The sequence below is a fragment of the Bernardetia sp. ABR2-2B genome (genome assembly GCF_037126435.1).
In the GTDB taxonomy this organism is placed as follows: domain Bacteria; phylum Bacteroidota; class Bacteroidia; order Cytophagales; family Bernardetiaceae; genus Bernardetia.
Genome location: NZ_CP147020.1, coordinates 1,893,242 through 1,913,142, shown reverse-complemented (window position 1 = coordinate 1,913,142; position 19,901 = coordinate 1,893,242). Strand labels below are relative to the sequence as shown.

The 19,901-nt window shown below is 31.8% G+C and carries 19 protein-coding genes; 8 read left to right on the top strand and 11 right to left on the bottom strand.

Annotation, left to right across the window (positions count from 1 at the left end; genetic code table 11):
* The first annotated feature begins 171 nt into the window (after positions 1 to 171).
* Together gldC and WAF17_RS07980 are read left to right on the top strand one after the other, a co-directional pair.
* Positions 172 to 513 carry a gliding motility protein GldC gene (gene gldC / locus WAF17_RS07985; RefSeq protein ID WP_338768521.1) on the top strand — a complete coding sequence of 114 codons (342 nt, stop codon included), beginning with the start codon at positions 172 to 174 and terminating at the stop codon, positions 511 to 513.
* Between the two features lie 176 nt (positions 514 to 689).
* Positions 690 to 2,795 (top strand): AAA family ATPase, encoded by a 2,106-nt coding sequence (locus tag WAF17_RS07980; RefSeq protein ID WP_338768519.1) that lies wholly within the window; start codon positions 690 to 692, stop codon positions 2,793 to 2,795.
* 51 nt (positions 2,796 to 2,846) lie between these two features.
* Here WAF17_RS07980 and WAF17_RS07975 read toward each other — a convergent pair whose 3' ends face one another.
* On the bottom strand, positions 2,847 to 3,023 hold the full coding sequence (locus WAF17_RS07975; RefSeq protein ID WP_338768517.1) for a hypothetical protein: 177 nt from the start codon (positions 3,021 to 3,023) through the stop codon (positions 2,847 to 2,849).
* Between the two features lie 310 nt (positions 3,024 to 3,333).
* On the opposite strand from WAF17_RS07975, the gene WAF17_RS07970 reads away from it, so the two are divergent.
* Complete coding sequence (locus WAF17_RS07970) at positions 3,334 to 4,518, top strand: CapA family protein (RefSeq protein ID WP_338768514.1); 1,185 nt, start codon at positions 3,334 to 3,336, stop codon at positions 4,516 to 4,518.
* A 217-nt stretch (positions 4,519 to 4,735) separates the two neighbouring features.
* Here WAF17_RS07970 and WAF17_RS07965 read toward each other — a convergent pair whose 3' ends face one another.
* Together WAF17_RS07965 and WAF17_RS07960 are read right to left on the bottom strand one after the other, a co-directional pair.
* Positions 4,736 to 5,050 (bottom strand): rhodanese-like domain-containing protein, encoded by a 315-nt coding sequence (locus WAF17_RS07965; RefSeq protein ID WP_338768512.1) that lies wholly within the window; start codon positions 5,048 to 5,050, stop codon positions 4,736 to 4,738.
* Between the two features lie 102 nt (positions 5,051 to 5,152).
* Positions 5,153 to 6,214, bottom strand: coding sequence for a glycosyltransferase (locus tag WAF17_RS07960; protein WP_338768510.1), 1,062 nt, complete (start codon positions 6,212 to 6,214; stop codon positions 5,153 to 5,155).
* 157 nt (positions 6,215 to 6,371) lie between these two features.
* Here WAF17_RS07960 and WAF17_RS07955 point away from each other — a divergent pair, with 157 nt between their 5' ends.
* The 5 genes from WAF17_RS07955 to recR all read left to right on the top strand — a co-directional run bounded on the left by WAF17_RS07955 (position 6,372) and on the right by recR (position 10,011).
* Entirely contained in the window at positions 6,372 to 6,698 is a 327-nt protein-coding gene (locus WAF17_RS07955) for an ATP-dependent Clp protease adaptor ClpS (RefSeq protein ID WP_338768507.1), read from the top strand.
* 48 nt (positions 6,699 to 6,746) lie between these two features.
* Entirely contained in the window at positions 6,747 to 7,343 is a 597-nt protein-coding gene (locus WAF17_RS07950; RefSeq protein WP_338768504.1) for a Crp/Fnr family transcriptional regulator, read from the top strand.
* A 149-nt stretch (positions 7,344 to 7,492) separates the two neighbouring features.
* Positions 7,493 to 8,287, top strand: a complete 795-nt coding sequence (locus WAF17_RS07945) for a sterol desaturase family protein (protein WP_338768501.1) — start codon at positions 7,493 to 7,495, stop codon at positions 8,285 to 8,287.
* A gap of 47 nt (positions 8,288 to 8,334) precedes the next feature.
* Complete coding sequence (locus WAF17_RS07940) at positions 8,335 to 9,189, top strand: hypothetical protein (protein WP_338768498.1); 855 nt, start codon at positions 8,335 to 8,337, stop codon at positions 9,187 to 9,189.
* 222 nt (positions 9,190 to 9,411) lie between these two features.
* Positions 9,412 to 10,011, top strand: a complete 600-nt coding sequence (gene recR, locus WAF17_RS07935; RefSeq protein WP_338768495.1) for a recombination mediator RecR — start codon at positions 9,412 to 9,414, stop codon at positions 10,009 to 10,011.
* Positions 10,012 to 10,032: 21 nt separating this feature from the next.
* Here the strand turns inward: recR and WAF17_RS07930 are convergent, their stop codons facing one another.
* The 8 genes from WAF17_RS07930 to WAF17_RS07895 form a co-directional block, all read right to left on the bottom strand.
* Complete coding sequence (locus tag WAF17_RS07930) at positions 10,033 to 10,545, bottom strand: phosphoglycerate mutase family protein (RefSeq protein ID WP_338768493.1); 513 nt, start codon at positions 10,543 to 10,545, stop codon at positions 10,033 to 10,035.
* A gap of 166 nt (positions 10,546 to 10,711) precedes the next feature.
* Positions 10,712 to 11,623, bottom strand: a complete 912-nt coding sequence (locus tag WAF17_RS07925) for a PspA/IM30 family protein (RefSeq protein WP_338768490.1) — start codon at positions 11,621 to 11,623, stop codon at positions 10,712 to 10,714.
* 222 nt (positions 11,624 to 11,845) lie between these two features.
* Positions 11,846 to 12,250: a J domain-containing protein gene (locus tag WAF17_RS07920; RefSeq protein ID WP_338768487.1), complete on the bottom strand. Its 405-nt coding sequence runs from the start codon at positions 12,248 to 12,250 to the stop codon at positions 11,846 to 11,848.
* Positions 12,251 to 12,518: 268 nt separating this feature from the next.
* The gene (rpe, locus tag WAF17_RS07915) at positions 12,519 to 13,166 is read right to left on the bottom strand and encodes a ribulose-phosphate 3-epimerase (RefSeq protein ID WP_338768485.1); all 648 of its coding nucleotides are present in this window, start codon (positions 13,164 to 13,166) and stop codon (positions 12,519 to 12,521) included.
* Positions 13,167 to 13,246: 80 nt separating this feature from the next.
* Positions 13,247 to 15,232, bottom strand: a complete 1,986-nt coding sequence (locus WAF17_RS07910) for an HpaII family restriction endonuclease (RefSeq protein WP_338768483.1) — start codon at positions 15,230 to 15,232, stop codon at positions 13,247 to 13,249.
* Positions 15,233 to 15,317: 85 nt separating this feature from the next.
* Positions 15,318 to 16,919 carry a ribonuclease Y gene (gene rny / locus WAF17_RS07905; protein ID WP_338768481.1) on the bottom strand — a complete coding sequence of 534 codons (1,602 nt, stop codon included), beginning with the start codon at positions 16,917 to 16,919 and terminating at the stop codon, positions 15,318 to 15,320.
* Positions 16,920 to 17,659: 740 nt separating this feature from the next.
* On the bottom strand, positions 17,660 to 18,982 hold the full coding sequence (egtB, locus tag WAF17_RS07900) for an ergothioneine biosynthesis protein EgtB (protein WP_338768479.1): 1,323 nt from the start codon (positions 18,980 to 18,982) through the stop codon (positions 17,660 to 17,662).
* Positions 18,983 to 19,156: 174 nt separating this feature from the next.
* Entirely contained in the window at positions 19,157 to 19,852 is a 696-nt protein-coding gene (locus tag WAF17_RS07895) for an ATP-dependent Clp protease proteolytic subunit (RefSeq protein WP_338768477.1), read from the bottom strand.
* Positions 19,853 to 19,901: the final 49 nt, after the last annotated feature.

Here is a 19,901-nt window from a genome sequence, read left to right as displayed (position 1 = left end):
CTCAATAAACTTGAATTTCGGTTTTTTGTCTAAAACTCATTCAATTGTCTTTCTATAATCTGACTATCGAATAAGGTTGTTTTTTTTCGTAAATTTGTATTCTTAATTTTAACCAGCAAACTTAACCTTGCCGTTGCTTGTGTTTTCACTAGCGACATCAACCCATCAAAAATGAAACAATCTGAAATCCGTTTTAGTATAGAATTAGATGATAAAAATCTACCCGAAAAAATATTTTGGAAAGCAACTGATAGTGGCAAACAACTTGAAGAAGCAAAAGCAATCGCTTTAGCTATTTGGGATGGACACGAAAAAAACTGTCTTCGTCTTGACCTTTGGACAAAAGATATGCCTGTCGAAGAAATGAAAGGTTTTAGTATTAATATTTTGGGAGGAATGGCTGATACGCTTCTCCGTGCTACAAACGATGATTATATGGCACAAGAAATCCATCAACTTTGTGAAAAGTTAGCCCTTTATTTAAAAGAAAGCCAACAAAATACAGAAAAGTAAATCCAAAATTAAATCATTAATAGTTATTTATTTTTTAGTATAATTAGTTTTCAATTATTAATGCTTCGTTGTTAATTAAATTAGGAAAAAGAATCTATTAAGCTGAATAATTTAAATTATTTGTATTCAGTGATTTACATTCGTAATCCATAATTTTTAATTCGTAATTGCTCCCTATGATTTCAGTACGAAAAAATCCAAATGATATTCCAGCTATTTTACAATCTCCAGAAACTGAAAATGTTATTCAGACACTTTTGGAGATAGGTAAGTTTGTGGGATACCCTCGTTTGGATATTTTGATGCATGAAAACGTGTTGGGCAAACTTCTTGAAATTCATTATAATAAATGTGCCTTTTGTGAAGTAGGAATTTCTATTGAAGAATCGACAGCTTTCTTGACACATTACCGTTCGCCAGAGCTTTATTATTGGCTTATTTACGAATGGACAAATCTTTTACCTGTTTGTGAAGAATGCAAACTTTATGAGGATAGTCAGTTTCCGATAATGAATAAACACAAGCGAGTCAAGAAACCACCTGAAGACAGAACGCTTTGGAGAGCAGATTCAGATATTCATTTGGCAGAAGATCCACTGATTATCAATCCAGAATTAGATGTTCCTGAAAAATATATAGCTATTGATAGGCAGGGGAATTTGCAACCTATCAAAAGAAATTTACGTGCAGCTTCTACCATTACGGCATATAAAATTAATATGGGTTCGTCGGCAGTAGCTCGTCATCGAATCATACGTGATATTACCCAAAAACTTTATCAAGCTGCTGAGAACCTTTTAGAAAATACTGTTCGCTATCCAGTACCAGTTTCACTATTAAAAGAGCATTTTGAACCTATTTTGACAGAACTCAATGCAATGGCAGCACAAAGAACGCCACATGCAATGATGGGGAAAAATATGCTTTTTAATTTTGAATACTTTTTTATTGATGAGTGTGAAGATTTTGAAGTTATGCGTGTTTTGGAACAAGTACAGGTTCATTTTATCGAAACAATTACGCCTTTTTTAAATATTGATTTTCCAGAAGAACAACGAGCAAGTGAAGATAACACGCTTATTTTGGAGTCAATGTTTATCAAAAATATCCGTTGTTTTGATAAACTTTCTATTGATTTACCTCATATTCACACGAAAGAAAATATCACGCTCATTGTCGGAACAAATGGAACAGGAAAATCGACTATCCTTCAACTTATTGCATTAGGATTAGCCAATATTCCCAAACCACCTATTAATTATGGATGGGAAAATGTAGTTCATGGAGATAAAAAAGTAGGGCATTTGGTGCTTCGTCTGCAAGGTTTTGGAGAGGAAGTAAATATCAAATTTAAGATTGATAGAAATGGAGTAATGAACACGGGAAGTCATCGCCGTTATTTTGAAATAATACGTGAAAATTTAATGGTTTTGGGATATAGTACAGGAAAAAGAGGGCTTCGAAACTATGATTTTCAGCATCGTACCTTTGCGCCTATTGCTTCTTTGTTTGGAGAAAATGGATTTCTAAAAAGCGAGGATGACCATAGCACTTATAGTTTCATAGAAAACAATATCGAACCCATTCGAAAAATAGTAAATCGTTTACTTGCTCCTCCTTCAAATATTACAGAAAACGAACAAGATGAAAAATTAGAACAAGGACTTTTGGGGTTAAATAAAGATGGAGATTTTGTCTTTCAAACATCCTCTGGAGAATCCCTTATTTCAGCAATGTCAGATGGTTTTCAGACTGTTTTTAGTTGGATTTTGGATTTGTGCGTACGAGCTATCCAACACCCTTTTGATATAGAATATCCAGAAAGCATACAAGCAATCGTTTTGATTGATGAGATTGATGTTCATTTAAGTCCTAATTTGCAGCGCACACTCATTCCTCGTCTTTCAGAAGTGTTTCCAAATACGCAGTTTATAGTGGGAACGCAAAGTCCATTTATGATTCAATCGATGGCATCAAATAATATAATTTCCTTAGAATGGGAAGATGAGCGCATTATTGCTCATCCTCTACTGATGGAAGGAATGCCATGGGCTTGGACAATTAGTGAAATATTGGCTCGTTTGTTAGGAAACGTAACCGAAATATCGCCTATTATGGATGATTATCTAACAGAGTTATCACAAGCAATCGGAAAAAATGACAAACTTTATGCAGAGCAGTTATATCTGAAAATAAAAAATGCGCTCCCCAAACTAAGTCCGTATCACGAATATTTAGAAATAATAGCAAAAGACTATTTTACAATTACTAGTAAGAAGTAATTAGTTTCCAGCAAAAAGGCGAATTACTAAATTTAGCTTCGCCAAAATATTTTAATACAAATACTCTTTCTTATTTAGTAAATAACTTTCATTTACCCAAAGGATAGCACGATGTTCGTCGTCAAATTTACGAATCCATTTGAACCCTTTCTCTTTAAGTTGTTTTTTATTTTTTGCAAAGAATGCAGTTATTTTTCCTTTTTGGTCTTCTGTCGCAATAAAAATCATTGAATTAGTGTTTTAAAAAAATTGAAGCACAAATGAGTAATTAGTTTTTGTCAGCCAATAGATAGATGAATATCTAAAAAATGTACCTTAAAGCGACTACTTATTACTATGTCAGTTAAATTACCAACAAAGTCAATATACGAAATTTTATTTGCTTTTACAACTTATAACCAAATTTAATTCTTATTAATCTATTATTAACGTTTATTTAATCTTTTTAAATCAATTATTTATCATTAATTTTATACACAAAAACTATAAATAGTGTGCTGTTAGTCAGCTACATATATCATTACAAAACTTATTTTCTATGAAAATCCAAAAACTTATTTTTCTCGTTTTTCTTCTTCCTGCCATCAGTATTTCTCATTTTAGTTGTAGCCAAACAGATTACAAAGCTACTCTGAACGAGAGTAACGATTCTTTAGCTCTTATTAATGACTTAACAGATTCTTTAAAACTAAAACTAAGTGATAGTACGCTTTCGTCTGTAAAAGATAATTCTATCAAAAAAGAAACACTACAAATTATTGGTGTAGGTGATATGATGTTTGGAACAAATTTTCCTTCTACTGCCCATTTGCCACCCAATGAAGGTAAAGATTTGATTTCAGAGGTAGATTCTATCCTTAAAAGTGCTGACCTTACTTTTGGAAATTTAGAGGGAGTAGTTTTGAATAAAGGAGGACAGGTAAAACGCTGTTCAGATCCTAGTAAATGCTATGCGTTTCGTATGCCAGAAAAGCTAGTAGAAGATGTTTTGAAACAAGGTGGTTTCGATGTAGTCAGTATTGCCAATAACCATATGGGAGATTTTGGAAATTCAGGTAGAGAAAACAGTAAAAAATTCTTAGAAAGTATTAACATAGAATATGCAGGTTTGGTTTCTTGTCCTTATACAATGTTCGAAAAAGAAGGAGTAAAGTACGGTTTTGCAGCCTTTGCACCCAATTCTGGGACAATGGATATTAGAAATATAAAGGCAGCCGAAGCTATTGTAAAAACATTAAATGATTCTTGTGACGTAGTCATTGTTTCTTTTCATGGAGGTGCAGAAGGTAGAAGTAAGCAACATATTACACGCAAAACAGAAACTTTCTATGGAGAAAATAGAGGAAATGTATATGCTTTTTCTCACGCCATGATTGATGCAGGTGCAGATATTATTTTCGGACATGGACCTCATGTTACTCGTGCTATGGAAGTTTATAAAGATAGATTTGTTGCATATAGTTTGGGGAATTTTTGTACGTATGACCGTTTTAGTTTGCGTGGAGAAAGTGGACTTGCGCCAATCGTAAATCTAAAAGTTGATAAAGAAGGCAAATTTATTTCTGGTCAGATTACGCCCATTATCCAACGTGGACGTGGTGGAGTTTCGATAGATAAAGATAAAAAGGTAATTCCGATTATTCAAAATCTCAACAAAACAGATATTCCAGAAGGAATTATTGAAATAACTGATGAGGGAGGAATTTTGATAAAAGAAAATTAAAAAGAGTTGCAAGGACAAGGTACGCCTTGTCCTTATAAGTAGTTGAGCAGGTTTAATTATAAGTTAATGGTAAAATTTGATTTTAAAACGAAACCCATAACTTTAGTTATGGGATAGCAGGAATTATATTCTTATTCCTATTTTAAAATGTCTTCCCACAATTTTAATCGTGGGTTTCGTTGTATTTAATTTTACTCAATTGCTTAAGATTTAAAAACTAAATTTTATTATTCAAACCAGACCAGCCACCACCATTATAAACATTTGTATAACCTTTTGATTGTAATAAACTTTTTGCACTTCCACTACGCATTCCAGAAGCACAACAAGTAATAATTATCTGGTTTTTATCTTTAAATTGTCCTAACTGATTTGCTAATGTATCTAAAGGAATATTTTTAGAGTTTTGAATGTGTCCTCCTGCATATTCGCCCTTCGTACGAACATCGATAATAATTGCGCCTTCTTTCAAAAGTGCTTTGTAATCAGTTGGAGGTTTTGAGCTGAACAAATTTTTGATTGTATCTAACATAATTGTATATAATTGGAGAGTGATAAAACTAAATTGAATATGACAAAGTTAGAGTTTTGCTTTCAAAAACTTGGTAACAGAAGTTACAGAAATAGAAATAACCTATTTTTTTCTTTTCCAGTCTTGTAATTTTTTTATGACATTTAAAGCAGGTTTTATAGTATAATTAAAAGGAAAAGAACGAAGTCTAAAAGATTTTGAAAGGTTATTTTTTTTGGTAGAATTAAGATAAGAAGATAAAATCGAATTTTGAAAAGCTTTTTTTGTAATAGAAAGTTCTATATTTTTAGATAAAAGTTCTGCCCAAAACTCTCCCAAAAGGTTATTAAAAACTATTTTATTATAAACTTCTATTTTTTCATTTTTAGAGTTGAGCAGTTCTAACCAGTTTTTTACTTTTTCGAAAAAGGATTCATTATTTTGTTTGAAATCCATATTTCCTATTTTTTTATGTAGGATAAGTTCATCTTGATTGGCATAAATTCCTAATTCTTCTAACTGATTTTTATAGATTTTCAAAACGTGTCTATCTGCTTTTTCTTTTTGTGTTTGACTAATATTTTGGTCGTGGATTCTATATTTTACTAAAGATTCAGCAAGATTTGTAACTCTAGTTTTGTGTGCAATACGTACCCACAAATCATAATCTTCTGTTGGAGGATATTCTTCTCTATATTTTAAGTCTGCAAATTCTTTTCGTATCATAACTGAAGACTGTGCAAACTGATTAAAAAATAACAACTTTGCAGGGATTTGTTCGGGGCGATGTTCTAGCTGCCAAGCTCCTTTTATTCTATTTTCATCATCAATAAGGGTAATCCAAGAGCCTACCAAACCAAACTCATTATTTTTATCTAAAAAATGAACTTGTTTTTCTAATCGTGTTGGTTCTGCATAATCATCACAATCCAAAATAGCAATATACTTTCCTTGAGCTTCTTCAAAAAGCCTATTTCTTGTATAAAAAATACCTTTGTTACCATCATTTTCTAAAAAATGAATGCGCTTATCTTGATAGGAATTGATTATTTCTGCGCTCTTATCAGTTGAGCCATCGTTAATAATGACTAACTCAAAATCCGTATAAGTTTGATTCAAAATACTTTCAATAGCCATTTTGAGAAATTTTTCTCCATTAAAAACAGGCATTACGACACTTAACATACTCAATTACGAATTACGAATTAAAAATTAAAAATCACGAAATAATATATTCCATTTTATAGAACTCTCACAAAAATAGCTTAAACTTTATTCTATCTCAAACATTATTTATAAATAGAATATTTATCAATATACAGAATCAAAATAAAATATAATTATGCAAACTATATACGCCAACCAAAAATTAATTCCTCAAAGAAAACAACTTACAGAAACATTAATTGAAACTCTTTCTGATTCAGAAGAGCAATTAGATGCTTCCCTAGAACGTGAGTTGGTACTTTTTAAAGATAAAAAAAATGAATTAGACTATATTATCAAAACGATTATAAATGTATGTAAACTTTCCTCTGGAGATGCTTTTGATGTTGTAACAGAAGCCAATACAAAAGGACATTCGACGATTACAACAGGAACTTTCAATGAGCTAAAGCCACTTCGCAAGGCTGTGTGTGATAAAAATATTTGGGTAGAGATTTTGTAATTTGTTCTTTAAAAAACGTTTTCAGTAGTTTTTAAATACTTATTGGATATGATAGACTTAGAAAAACTAAATCATTATTTTGGAATCTTTAAAGGTTTAGAACTTCAAGACTTAAAAGAAGTTTTTGCAAATACAAGCCTTAAAAAACTTGATATTTCAGAGTATTTTATAAAAGAAGGAGAACAAAAGAGACAATTAGCGTATATAAGAAAGGGGCTAATCCGTTGTTTTATGGTCAATGAAAAAGGAGATGAAATCACTACTTTGGTGCGCTGGGAAGACCAATTTATTACTTCTTATGATGTTATTCTTTATAATCGTCCTGCTCGTTTTTATTATCAAGCCATAGAAAAAACGGAACTTCTAGTAATAGATTATGATGTGGCACAACGAATTTTAGAAAAAAATCCAAAATTAGAACAAGGGAGAAGGCATTTTTTATTGAATATTTTACAAGAAGTCTTTGAAAGAATAGAATCATTTACACTTTATTCGCCAGAAGAACGGTATATCGAATTTGTGAAAGCAAAGCCCAATATTGTCAATCGTCTTCCCGATAAATACATTGCAACTATTTTAGGAATGACACCTGTTTCACTTTCAAGAATCAGAAAAAGAATTGCCACAAAAGCACAAAAAAAATAAGTACGTTTTTTCATTACTTATCTTTTGTTAATCTCTAACAGGTAGTTTGTATAGTATATTTGTATAAATAAAATACTTCACAATCAATGAATTACATTTTGGTTTTGAACTATTTGGATAATTTTACAAATTCTAAAACAAATACCACTATGGAAAATTACTCTTTTCATTTTTCGCCTTATTTACCTCTTATTAGTAATTTGATTCGATATTTTGTTTTTGCAGGAGTTGCGTTTTTGATTGTCTATAAATTATTTTATAATCAATTTTTGAATAACAAAATTCAATCTCATCTTGCTAAAAAGAAAGATTTTTTGAGAGAAATAAAACACTCTGTTTTCTCCACACTTATCTTCGGAATAATTGGTTTTGGTTTTATTTATTCTCCGTTGGGAAGCTATTCACAGATTTATACAAATACTTCTGATTTTCCGTTGTGGTGGCTTCCTGTAAGCGTTTTGTTGATTCTTGCTATTCAAGATACTTACTTTTACTGGATGCATAAAACCATTCATTCTCCCAAATTATTTAAGCGTATTCACCGTATTCATCACCAATCTATTAATCCGTCGCCTTGGGCAGCTTATTCTTTTCATTTTTTGGAAGCTATTCTTGAAGCTATCATTATTCCAATAACGATTTTTATTGTACCTGCTCATCCTTTGGCTATTTTGGCTGTTACTTTCATTGCATTTTGGTTTAGTGTATATGGACATTTAGGGTTCGAAATTACGCCAAAATGGTTTAGAAACTCGTGGCTTTTTGAAGTTATGAATACTTCTGTTTATCACAATCTTCATCACGAAAAATTCAGAGGAAACTATGGACTTTATTTTAGGTTTTGGGATAGAATAATGAAAACCGAAAACCCTAATTATGTTATGGAGTTTGATAGAATACAAGAAAAACGTTTTGGTAAAAAACTAGCACCTATTTTGACTTAATTTCTCCAACAAATTTTTTATTCATTTACCTTTAAATTTATTCAATTATGGACTTTACAAAAAGCAAATTACTTCATTTTTTTTCAATTTTGATTACTGTTTCGATGATTAGCCTTACAGCTTGTCAAGAAGAAGAAACTGATGTAGTTGATGATGAAACACAAACAGCCTTCGAAACTTCAAAAGATACTGAAACTGCTGAAATACAATTCTACGATGCCTATAATACAGCTCTTGATGGCTTAGACGGGGAAGTAGATGGTTCTCGCTCTGGGCGTACAGAAGGTTGTGCTGTTATTACACACTTCCAAGAGACCAAAATAGTGATGATTGATTTTGGAACGAGTTGCGTAGGACAAGACGGACGTACTCGTAGTGGTAAAATAATTGTCAATTATAGAGATAGAGACAGAATGACAAGAGATGATTTGACTATTACCTTCGAAAACTATAAAGTTAATGATTATGGTCTCAACGGAACGCTTCGTACAGCTGGTTTTTCTAGAAATACTGTTGGTCAGTGGCAATATAATTTACAACTAGAAAATGGAACGATTAGTTTTCCAGACAGAGATATTCAACTTGCCTTTGAAAGACTTTATACGTGGACAGAAGGTTTTGATTCTTTATCAGATTATACAGATGATGTTTTTATGATTACAGGAACTTCAAATGGTGTAACAGCTAATGGAGTTACATTTACTTCTACTATCCAAACTCCTCTTACCAAAAAGTCGGTTTGTCTAGCACAACAAATTATTTATCCTGTTAGTGGAATAATAGAAATACAGTTTACTAGTCAAGATATTCCAACAGTAACTTTAGATTATGGAAATGGTGCTTGTGATAAAGAAGCAACACTCAGAGCAGGAAATCAAACTAGAGTTATTACTTTACCATAATAACTACTTTTAGAGATTTTTGATATGCCTCTTACAAGTAAATGTAGGAGGCTTTTCGCAATCTACTTTTTAGATTCTAAATGATTGGCTACAGATAGATTTCAACTCTATCTTTTTTTTTGTATTTTTGTAAGCCTTATTTGTCCTTAAATAATTTAATTTTATAGCTACCAAATTAGTCAAAACTGATTACTGGTAACTATTTACTGGTAACTGATTAAAATGAATTATCCCTCCAAATTAGTAGAAGATGCTGTAAATGAAATTTCTCGTTTGCCCGGTATTGGTAAAAAATCGGCTTTGCGTTTGGCTTTGCATCTTCTAGGACAAGAAATTCAAGACGTAGAAGAACTTACAAAATCTTTGATTGCGCTTAGAGAAAAAACAGTTTATTGCAAAAAATGTCATACTATTTCAGATACAGATATCTGTAGTATTTGTAAGAGTCCGAAGAGAGATGAGAGTTTGATTTGTGTAGTGGAAGAAGTGCCAGACTTGTTAGCTATCGAAAATACAGCACAATATAATGGATTGTATCACGTTTTGGGAGGTGTCATTTCTCCTATTGAAGGAATTAGTCCATCAGATTTGAATATAGATTCTCTTTTAGAAAGAACTCAAAATGGGGTAAAAGAGGTAATTTTGGCTCTCAATGCAACTATGGAAGGGGATACAACGGCTTTTTATCTCACGAAAAAACTAAGAAAACAAGGGGTAAAAGTGAGCGGGATTGCTCGTGGAGTTCCGATTGGAAGTGAACTTGAATATACAGATGAAATTACATTGGGAAGAAGTATTGCCAAACGAATTATGTTTGATTAAAATTTTTTCCTAATTTTTGTATTATATCATACTTTCTTCAAAGCTTGTTTCAGGAATGCGTATCGTTTCTACTGTTCCACTTCCTTTTGTTATTTCTGTCCAATTTTCTACATCAAAAGAAAAAATAACTAGACTACAAGGGCTAAGAAATCCATAATCTTTTTCTGCCAATAGATAAATAAGTGCAGAAACAGCAGGATTATGATTGACTAAAAGTAAATTATTAATAGAATTATCATCAATTTGACTAATAAAACGTAACAAATCTACTTCTGAACATTGATACAGGTCTTCTTCTATCTGAATGTTTGAAGGAAGATATTTTACTCCATTAGCAATCAGACGAGCCGTAGTTTGCGCCCTAATGGCTACGCTACTAACAATACTATCTATTTCAATATTTTCTTCGTAAAGAAGTTGTCCTAGTTTCATTGCATCTTGAACTCCTCTTTCAGTTAGTTTTCGTTTTGAGTCTGGGTTTGAAAGACTGTATCCTTCTGTCTGCGCATGACGTAATAAAAATAATTTTTTCATAATAAAGTAGTTTTGGATAGTTTTTAAGTAATAGTTTTTTTATAAAAATTACAATAAAAATACTATTGTAAAAAAATCAATTTACAAAGAATTATTTATCTAATCAAATAATTGCAGTCGTTTCAAACGATAAACTAATCTTTTAAATATTTGAATAGTTATGTTTTTAATCATCAAAACCTTCTTTTCTGATACGCAAACGAGGACGTTTTGGTGGTGTGCTTTTTTCTACCTTACCAAAGGTAATATTTTTCTTTTTTTCTGCTTGATTTAATTTATTTTCCTCCTCTTCAGAGTAAGAACCTATTTTCTTAAAGTCATCTTCGGCTTCTTCTATCAACTCTTCTGTTGTTTTTGGAAGTGCTTTCATTTTTGCTTTTAGTTGAGCCAAAGCATCTTGTGGAGTAGGTAAGTCTGGTAATGCTGCTGCATTTTTACCCAATACTTTTTCTACTTCATCATCAACACTATCATTCAAATTAGCTACGTCTTCATAGGATTGAGCAAGAGCTTCTTGTTCTTCTACTTTGCTCTTCATATCTTCCAACATATTATTCATACTATTATTGCTAATAGAAGACATACGTTCATTCAAACGACGACTTGTTTCAGAAAGACGTGAGCGTACTTTAAGCGTTTTGAGTTCGCCTTCCCATGTATTTATTTGTGTACGAATTTTTTGAATATCAAGCTCTAACTTGCGAATCATGTTTTCATAAGCACGTAAATTTTGCTCATTGGCAGAGGAAACTCTCAAGATTTGGTCTTTTTGGGCGAGAGCTTTTAGTGCATATCGGTCGGCTTCGTCCATGCTAATATCACCTTTTTCGGCTTTTGCAATAAATTGCATTGCTCTCTGTTCGTACTGACCAGCTGCTCGGTGTGCTTGTTGAACATCTCTTTTAGTACGGATTGCTAACGCTTTCATTTCTGCAAGACTTTTCATGCTCTCTGCAAGGTCTTGTTTCAAATCTTTAATGGACTGTTCGGTAAGCGCAACAGGGTCTTCTACTTTATCAAGTTTGGCGTGTGCTTTAGTTTTTCCAATTCTGAAAAGGCGTTTAAAAAATATCCACATATAATAAGTCAATTACGAATTACGAATTAAAAGTTACGATTATGATACATTTATTTATATCAATAAAATTACAATTCCAATAATTTGGAATAGGAGATTGACCTACTTTGTTTTGCTTGATTCTATTCAATAAATTTATAAAAAAGGTCTTATACTTTTGCAAACGTTATACGATTAGCAATAGTTTTTGATTTTTCTTAAAACCTAAGAATCTGACTAGCTCTATTTTCCAAATTTTTTCTCTAAGTAAGAGTATGCTTCATTTACTTTTTGAGATTGCTCTACTGCCCAATGCTGTTTTTTGGGGTCTGCCTGATGACGGTCTGGGTGGTAGGCTTTCATTAGTTTTTTATAGGCAGTCTTTACTTGCTCAAAAGAAGCACCTTGCTCAAGCCCTAAGGTATGATAATAAATTCTTTCTTTTGGGTTTGCTTTTGGCGCAGTAAACTCATATTCTGTATCAAATTCGGAAGAATAACTTGTAGAATCATTATTTCCTAGAGAGCCAAATTCTTTTTCGTATTCGTCTTCTATGGCTTTCATATATTCATCATCAGAAAGTCCATTTTTTTCTAATAAATCATTAGTAGTAGAGCGAATAATATTTTTTAATCTATCGAAGAGCATAGTTTTTTATTTTAAAATGATGTATGGTAAGAACACCAACAATGTCAGAAGAAGTTTAAATAAGTAATAAATTGATTTGATTCAATCTCAATACCAACGAAAGAAATGCTACAAACGTTTTCAGAACCTTTTTAAAGTTAGTTGAGAGAAGAGCATAAAAATTTCACTTTCGATTAAAAATAATCAAAATTATTGTATTTATTAGAGTTTTTCGAATAAATCATTTTGTATTACTTCTGAAATCTAACTTCATACTTCTAGTTTTATTTTAAACTAATGACTTTATTCTACTAATTGTTTCTGTTGGATTGGGCGAAGAAAAGACAAAATTACCAGCTACTAATACATCAGCTCCTGCATCTACTAATTTTTTAGCATTTCCTGCATTTACACCTCCATCAATTTCGATAAGAGCTTTTGAGCCTGTTTTTAGTATTAATTCTTTTAACTGACTTACTTTTTTATAGGTCTGTTCGATAAATTTTTGTCCTCCAAATCCTGGATTAACTGACATCAAACATACTAAATCTGTTTCTTCGATTACATTTTCCAATTGAGAAATAGAAGTATGAGGATTTACTGCAATTCCTGCCTTACAGCCTAGATTACGGATTTGCTGAAGGTTTCTATGTAGATGCTGACAGGCTTCAATATGCACAGAAATAGTATTTGCACCTGCACGAGCAAAATTATCAACATATTTTTCAGGATTGACAATCATTAAATGAACATCTAAATGTTTTTTTGCGTGTTTTGAAATAGCCTCAAAAACAGGAATGCCAAATGAAATATTAGGAACAAAAACTCCATCCATAATATCGATATGAAGCCAATCAGCTTGACTTTTATTTAGCATTTCGACCTCACTTTGGAGGTTGGCAAAATCAGAAGCGAGAACAGAAGGGGCGAGAAGCATAAATAAACAAATTTAAAGTTTAGAAGGTAGAATTTAGAAGTAAATACGAATTACGGTAATTCAATCAGAAATTTCAAATATCAACTAAAACGTAACTGTAAATTTAATTTAAAAAATAACTCTCCATTTTTTTCAGAATAAAGTTGTCCAAAACGGTGTCTAGTTGTAGAAGGCATATCTAATTTAATATTTTCAAATAAATAATTTTTCAGATTCTCCATTTCTACAATATGGAAACCTACACAGTCGCCATTATTTTTCATTACGATTGTTCCATTAGATTGAAATGCACCATCCCATTTTGTTCCTGCAAAGAAACCTAAAAGGATACTTACCAATAGATTTTTGATTTTGTTTTTTAGTAAAATTTCTTCGTCCTTCTCCTTTCCTATGATTCTCTTGGTGATTTTTTCGATGGAAGAAACTCGTTCTTTATAAAAACAAAGTAGAATTTCTCCTATCAGTTTTGGCATCTGACTATCTATCATTTTAAGGTTAAAATCCATTGTATCTCTTTCTGCTCCCAAATATTCAAAGTTTCCACCTAGCTCTTCTATTTTATTGATTCTATCCTTTAGTTTTGTTCTTGTATTTATTTGATTTACCTCATCAATAATAGTTTTATTGCCTTTTTCTATACCATTTACCTTGAATATAAAATTTGTATTTCCAGACGCATTTAATAGCGTTGGTTTGCTTCCTAAATATGATTTTATTCCAAAGCCTTCGTTTTCTTTTTGTATAATTTCGTTTTCAATATCTAATAAAATATCAGCTTTTTGATTGCTATTTCCACCTTTTACAACATTAAAACCCAATTCATCTTGAATAATATTAAATGATGGAATTTCGAATGTGCCTTTTTCCTTTTTTATTTTTTCAACAAAAGATTGAATGATAGAAGGAGTAATTATTTTAGAAATACTGATTTGTTTTTCTGTCTTGTCGAATTTATTTTTTGATATAATTGTAGAAGAGTTTGATAAGAGAAACTCCAAATCTAAATTGTGTGTTGTTACTTTATTTATTTTAAAATAACTGCTTGTGGTATTGAGGTTTTTGTCAGATAGATATAATTTTTTATCTAATAGCAATTTTATAAAAAGTAGTAACTCAGTCCATTCTCCTTTATTTTTAGTAGGTTTGATTGCCATTTCGTCAGAGTTAGAGTTTTGTGTAATTTGATTATTTTCAAGTGTTTGTAAGTGTTGTAATAAACTTTTTGCAACAGCTTCAACGGCATCCACAGCCACACTATTTCCCAACTGTTTTATAGCTTGTGTTTTGCTAACAGGAAACTCAAAATCATCTGGAAAACCCTGCATTTTTTTGGCTTCTATATAAGACAAGCGTTTTGTCTGTCCATCAACCAAATAATTATCCCAATTTCTACGGTCAGTAATAGCCGAACCACGTCCACCGACCCGAATAGTAAAACCAATTTCTCGGCTACATTCTCCCCCCCAAACATCGCTCATCGTAAACTTTAAAGGAATAGGAGAAGGAAAATTAAAGCTACTCATAAAACTTTCATCTCTAAAACCCACTATAAAAACTCTCGGTCTTAGTTGTGGCAAACCATAATCAGATGCATGAACGACTTTATAATAAAAAGAATATCCTAACTCATTTTCAATAATATTTCGAATGATTTTAAAAGTTTTGCCTTTATCATGCGTAACCAAACCACGAACGTTTTCCAAGAAAAATGCTTTTGGCTTTTTTGCTTCCAAAATTTCAGCAATATTAAAAAATAAATTTCCTCTCTCTGAATTATGATTATCTGCAAAACCTCTTTTATATCCTGCTTGACTAAATGGCTGACACGGAAAACCAGCACAAAGAACATCAAAATCAGGTAAATCTTTTGGACTAACTGTTCGAATATCCTTATTAAATAAATCATCTTCAAATAACTTAGGAGATATTTTTTGATAATTTTCTTGATACGTAAGACGTGCAAAATCATCTAGTTCAGAAGCAAAAACACATTCTCCTCCAAGTCTGTGCATAGCCAAATGAAAACCACCAATTCCAGCAAATAAATCTATAAATTTGAAATTCATATTTTATTGTTAAATAATCAAATGTAAGCCTTTGACCTACCATAATTTGTATTTAATTCTAAACTCTGACCTCTGAATTCTAAATTTATTTAGCATAATGTACAGCTCGTTTTTCACGAATAACTGTAACTTTTACTTGCCCTGGGTACTGCATTTCAGTCTGGATTTGCTGTGATATTTTAAATGCAATCTCGTCAGCTTTATCATCCATGACATTTTCAGAATCTACAATGACACGAAGTTCTCGTCCTGCTTGAATAGCATAACATTTATTTACACCATCATATGAAGTTGCCAAACTTTCCAAATCTTGTAAACGCTTGATATAGGATTCCATTGTTTCACGCCTTGCCCCTGGTCTTGAACCCGAAATGGCATCACAGGCTTGAATAACAGGCGAAAGCATAGAAGTCATTTCGATTTCGTCGTGGTGCGCTCCGATTGCATTACAGACTTCTGGATGTTCGCCATAGCGTTTAGCGAGTTCCATTCCCAATATAGCATGTGGTTTGTCTGGGTCTTCAGTACAAACTTTTCCAATATCGTGAAGAAGTCCTGCACGTTTGGCAAGTTTTACATTTAAGCCCATTTCTGTTGCCATAGTGGCACAAAGACGAGTAACTTCTTTGGAGTGTTGTAATAAATTTTGACCATAAGAAGAACGAAAACGCATCTTTCCGACTAATTTTATAAGTTCTAAATGAAGTCCATGTATTCCCAATTCTATGACAGCTCTTTCTCCTAATTCTATAATTTGTTCTTCTAATTGTTCTGTCGTTTTGGCAACCACTTCTTCAATTCTTGCAGGGTGAACTCTTCCATCTGCTACCAAACGGTGCAAAGAAAGACGAGCAATTTCTCTACGTACAGGGTCAAAACCAGAAATAGTAATGGCTTCTGGAGTGTCATCAACAATAATTTCGACACCTGTTGCAGCTTCTAAAGCTCTAATATTACGCCCTTCTCTACCAATAATTTTTCCTTTTATATCATCGCTTTCCAAGTGGAAAACAGATACACAGTTTTCGATGGCGTGTTCGGTTGCCGTTCTTTGGATAGTTGAAAGAACTAAGCGTTTGGCATCTTTTGTAGCTGTAAGTTCGGCATCACTCATTATTTGGCGAATTTTAGCTGTGGCTAGTGTGTGCGCTTCTTTTTCTAATGATTCTATAAGTTGATTTTTGGCTTCTTCGGCAGAAAGACCTGATACTTTCTCTAATAGAACAACTTTTTCTTTCTCAATTCGCTTTGCTTCTTCCATTTTTAGCTCAACAGCTTCCATTTTTTTATACAAATCATCTTTTCGCTGTTGGTGCTTATTGATTTCTTTATTTAAAAGCTCTTGTTCTTTGCTTAATGAAACCTCTTTTTCTTTTAGTTTGAGTTCGATTTGTTGGAAACGTTGTTCTTGTTTTTTGAGTTTAGATTCTTGAGAAGAGATATTTTTTTGTCTTTTATTTACTTCTCTTTGGTGTTCTGCTTGAAGTTTCAGAAAATGGTCTTTGGCAGACAATTCTTTTTCTTTCAAAAGGTTTGCAGCATCTGCCTTTGCTGTTTGCAGGATTGATTTGGCTTCGTTTTCAGCTTTTTCTTTTAGACTATTAAGAACCTTGACAAGCAAAAATCGACCTATCAAAATCCCTACAATCAGAGCTACAATAGCCGTAATTGTGATTTCAAGATACATTATATATATTTTCTTTAGATTGAATGAATAAGGAATAATTACGAATTATGAAATAATCAGCATAGCTAATTTTCAATTACGAATTACGAATGTTTTAAATTAGAATTTAAAACCACTCATAATTAATAATTTACATTTATTCGCTTCTAACCTGTTTTTTTATAAAAAAATCACAAAAAAACAGATTCATTTCTCTAAAAAGAATAAATAATCTTTGTTACACACGCAAAATGGTTCGAAACCCTAAGGATTTTGAAAACACTAGGGTTTAAAATGCTCAAAATTAGTTTTTATTTTTATGTATAGTAAAAACTTTAAATTAATTTTATGTATAAGTTTCTGTAAATCAATTGATTAGATTAAAATTCAGAATTGTTTTATTTTGCTATATATGGAAAAAGTCATTTTTATTTTTTGATAAAATCTATGAAGATAATTTATGCAATGTCTTTTTCATAAGATAGAGTTTGCAAACCCTATTTTATGAAAAAATAAAAATGATTTATCGTAGTTGTACGGTCAAGATTATTTCTCTTTTTTTTAGAGAAAAATATATCAAAATGAATAAGCAGTTGAGTATTTGTCAAATACTTTTTAAACAACTTTTTTTAAAATTTTAATTAAAGTAAAAATCTTGTTTTAAAAAGCTTAAACAATTAATGATACAATCTACAAATTTAGCTTAGATAAAACGATTATGAAAGTAGTTTTTTTTGTTTTTTGATAATTTTTGAAAATAATTACTTTACCAAACGTATTCCTGTGTATTGCCAACGTTTGTCAGCGTGAAAGAAGTTGCGATAGGTTGGTCTTGAATGATTTGGTGCAGTTGCTTCTGAGCTTCCACGCAAAACAAGCTGATTTATCATAAACTTTCCGTTATATTCTCCCAAAGCTCCTTCATCTTTTTCAAAGTTTGGATAGGGTTGGTAGGCAGAGCGTGTCCACTCCCAGCGTTTGCCCCACTCAAAAAACTCATTTGCCACTTCCCATTCTTGTTCTGTTGGAAGACGCATATTTCTAAACTGTGCGTAGGCTTCAGCTTCATAAAAACTGACATGACACAAAGGCGCATCTAAATCTAGTTTTTGTAAGCCATTTTCTGACTGATTGAAGTCATAATAAAACCATGTTGTATTATTTTCTTTTTCTTCCTTAAACCAATATAGAGGAGCTTTTAAATTGTTTTCTTTTACGAAATCCCAACCTTCGGCAAGCCAAAAATTGAAGTTTTGATAACCTCCAGCTTCTATAAATTCTAAATATTCTCTATTGGTTACTAAATTCTTAGAAATTTCAAATTCTTCTATAAAAGTGCGATGAACGCCTTTTTCATTATCAAAATAAAACTCTGATTTATCATCTGATTGAAAACCAATTTGATAAATTCCTTCTTTTATTTTTATAAAATCTTCATTATTCTCTTCTTTTACTTCAAAACTTGAGGAAAAGGCATGCCTTTTCCCTACAAATACAGTAAAATCATTAATCGGCATTTTCACAGCAGGGAAAAGTGGATTATTTCCCAAAACGTATTTTATATCAGTTACCAATAATTCTTGATGCTGCTCTTCGTGATTCAGACCGATGAAAAGACGTTTTTTTATTTCGGCTTCTATTTCATTATCAAAACTACCTTTTTGTAATTCGTCAAAAAATAATGAAAGGGAATTATCTACATACTTTCTATATTCATAAATTTCCTTTGTGGTTGGGCGAGTAAGGTTTCCTCTATCAGTTCTCAGCACTCTTTTTCCAACTGTTTCGTAATAACTATTGAATAAATAATTGTATTCCTCTTGAAAAACTTTATAATCCTTAAGATAAGGAATAAGTAAAAAAGTTTCGAAAAACCACGTTGTATGTGCTAAATGCCATTTTGTAGGACTTACATCTGCTATTGGCTGCACAACAAAGTCCTCTGGCTGCAAATCTTGACAAAGTGAGAGAGTACGCTCTCTAGTTTTTTTGAATTTTGAATGTAGATTTTTATAATAGTTGTTGTTGGTGGAGATATCAATAACGGCAGAAGTAATGGTAGGATTTTCTTTTGTAGTTTGCATAATTAAAAGTATGTTTCTGAATATTTTTTAGTGTTTTGCTTTTTAAAAATACTACTAATTTTTGGAGAGTTTTGTTTAAAAAACAGTCTAAATAAAATTCTTGTAAAGCAAAAAAGCACTATACTCTAAAAATAGAATATAATGCCTTTTAAATCTTTTAATTATAATTAAAGATTAGTCTTGTTTCTTGCGCTCTAAAACTTCATCAATCAAGCCGTATTCTTTTGCTTCTGGTGCAATCATCCAATAATCACGGTCGCAATCTCTTTCAACTGTTTCGTAATCTTGTCCAGACTGGTCAGCCAAAATTTGTGTTAATTCTTTCTTAACTATCAAAATTTGTTTTGCTGTAATCTCAATATCAGATGCCTGTCCTTGAATACCTCCTAATGGTTGGTGAATCATTACACGAGCGTGAGGAAGTGCTGTACGTTTGCCTTTTTCTCCAGCCGTCAATAAAACTGCACCCATAGAAGCAGCCAAACCAGTACAAAGTGTAGCTACATCAGGACGAATATATTGCATTGTGTCATAAATACCTAAACCTGCATACACAGAACCACCAGGGCTATTTAAGTACATCAAAACATCTTTTTCGTGGTCAGCAGATTCTAAAAATAGAAGTTGAGCCGTTACGATATTTGCAACTTGGTCGTCAATAGGAACTCCCAAAAAGATAATTCTGTCCATCATCAAACGAGAAAAAACATCCATTTGAGCAACATTAAGCTGACGCTCTTCGATAATATAAGGAGTAAAGTTTGTGATGCTTTGTTTTGCATATCCTTCTAATGTCGTAGTAGGAACGCCTTGATGTTTGTGAGCGTGTTTATAAAATTCGGTATTGTGAAACTTCTTTGGGTCAAACATATAAAAATGGTTTTTGTATAATGTATAAGTGAATTATTTCAGTATTTTA

Coding starts and splice junctions, on each gene's coding strand:
- WAF17_RS07950 (WP_338768504.1), top strand. CDS start 6,747: ATGATAGACTTAGAAAAACTAAATCATTATTTTGGAATCTTTAAAGGT.
- WAF17_RS07945 (WP_338768501.1), top strand. CDS start 7,493: ATGGAAAATTACTCTTTTCATTTTTCGCCTTATTTACCTCTTATTAGT.
- WAF17_RS07955 (WP_338768507.1), top strand. CDS start 6,372: ATGCAAACTATATACGCCAACCAAAAATTAATTCCTCAAAGAAAACAA.
- gldC (WP_338768521.1), top strand. CDS start 172: ATGAAACAATCTGAAATCCGTTTTAGTATAGAATTAGATGATAAAAAT.
- WAF17_RS07925 (WP_338768490.1), bottom strand. CDS start 11,623: ATGTGGATATTTTTTAAACGCCTTTTCAGAATTGGAAAAACTAAAGCA.
- WAF17_RS07895 (WP_338768477.1), bottom strand. CDS start 19,852: ATGTTTGACCCAAAGAAGTTTCACAATACCGAATTTTATAAACACGCT.
- WAF17_RS07920 (WP_338768487.1), bottom strand. CDS start 12,250: ATGCTCTTCGATAGATTAAAAAATATTATTCGCTCTACTACTAATGAT.
- WAF17_RS07940 (WP_338768498.1), top strand. CDS start 8,335: ATGGACTTTACAAAAAGCAAATTACTTCATTTTTTTTCAATTTTGATT.
- WAF17_RS07970 (WP_338768514.1), top strand. CDS start 3,334: ATGAAAATCCAAAAACTTATTTTTCTCGTTTTTCTTCTTCCTGCCATC.
- egtB (WP_338768479.1), bottom strand. CDS start 18,982: ATGCAAACTACAAAAGAAAATCCTACCATTACTTCTGCCGTTATTGAT.
- rpe (WP_338768485.1), bottom strand. CDS start 13,166: ATGCTTCTCGCCCCTTCTGTTCTCGCTTCTGATTTTGCCAACCTCCAA.
- rny (WP_338768481.1), bottom strand. CDS start 16,919: ATGTATCTTGAAATCACAATTACGGCTATTGTAGCTCTGATTGTAGGG.
- recR (WP_338768495.1), top strand. CDS start 9,412: ATGAATTATCCCTCCAAATTAGTAGAAGATGCTGTAAATGAAATTTCT.
- WAF17_RS07980 (WP_338768519.1), top strand. CDS start 690: ATGATTTCAGTACGAAAAAATCCAAATGATATTCCAGCTATTTTACAA.
- WAF17_RS07975 (WP_338768517.1), bottom strand. CDS start 3,023: ATGATTTTTATTGCGACAGAAGACCAAAAAGGAAAAATAACTGCATTC.
- WAF17_RS07910 (WP_338768483.1), bottom strand. CDS start 15,232: ATGAATTTCAAATTTATAGATTTATTTGCTGGAATTGGTGGTTTTCAT.
- WAF17_RS07960 (WP_338768510.1), bottom strand. CDS start 6,214: ATGTTAAGTGTCGTAATGCCTGTTTTTAATGGAGAAAAATTTCTCAAA.
- WAF17_RS07930 (WP_338768493.1), bottom strand. CDS start 10,545: ATGAAAAAATTATTTTTATTACGTCATGCGCAGACAGAAGGATACAGT.
- WAF17_RS07965 (WP_338768512.1), bottom strand. CDS start 5,050: ATGTTAGATACAATCAAAAATTTGTTCAGCTCAAAACCTCCAACTGAT.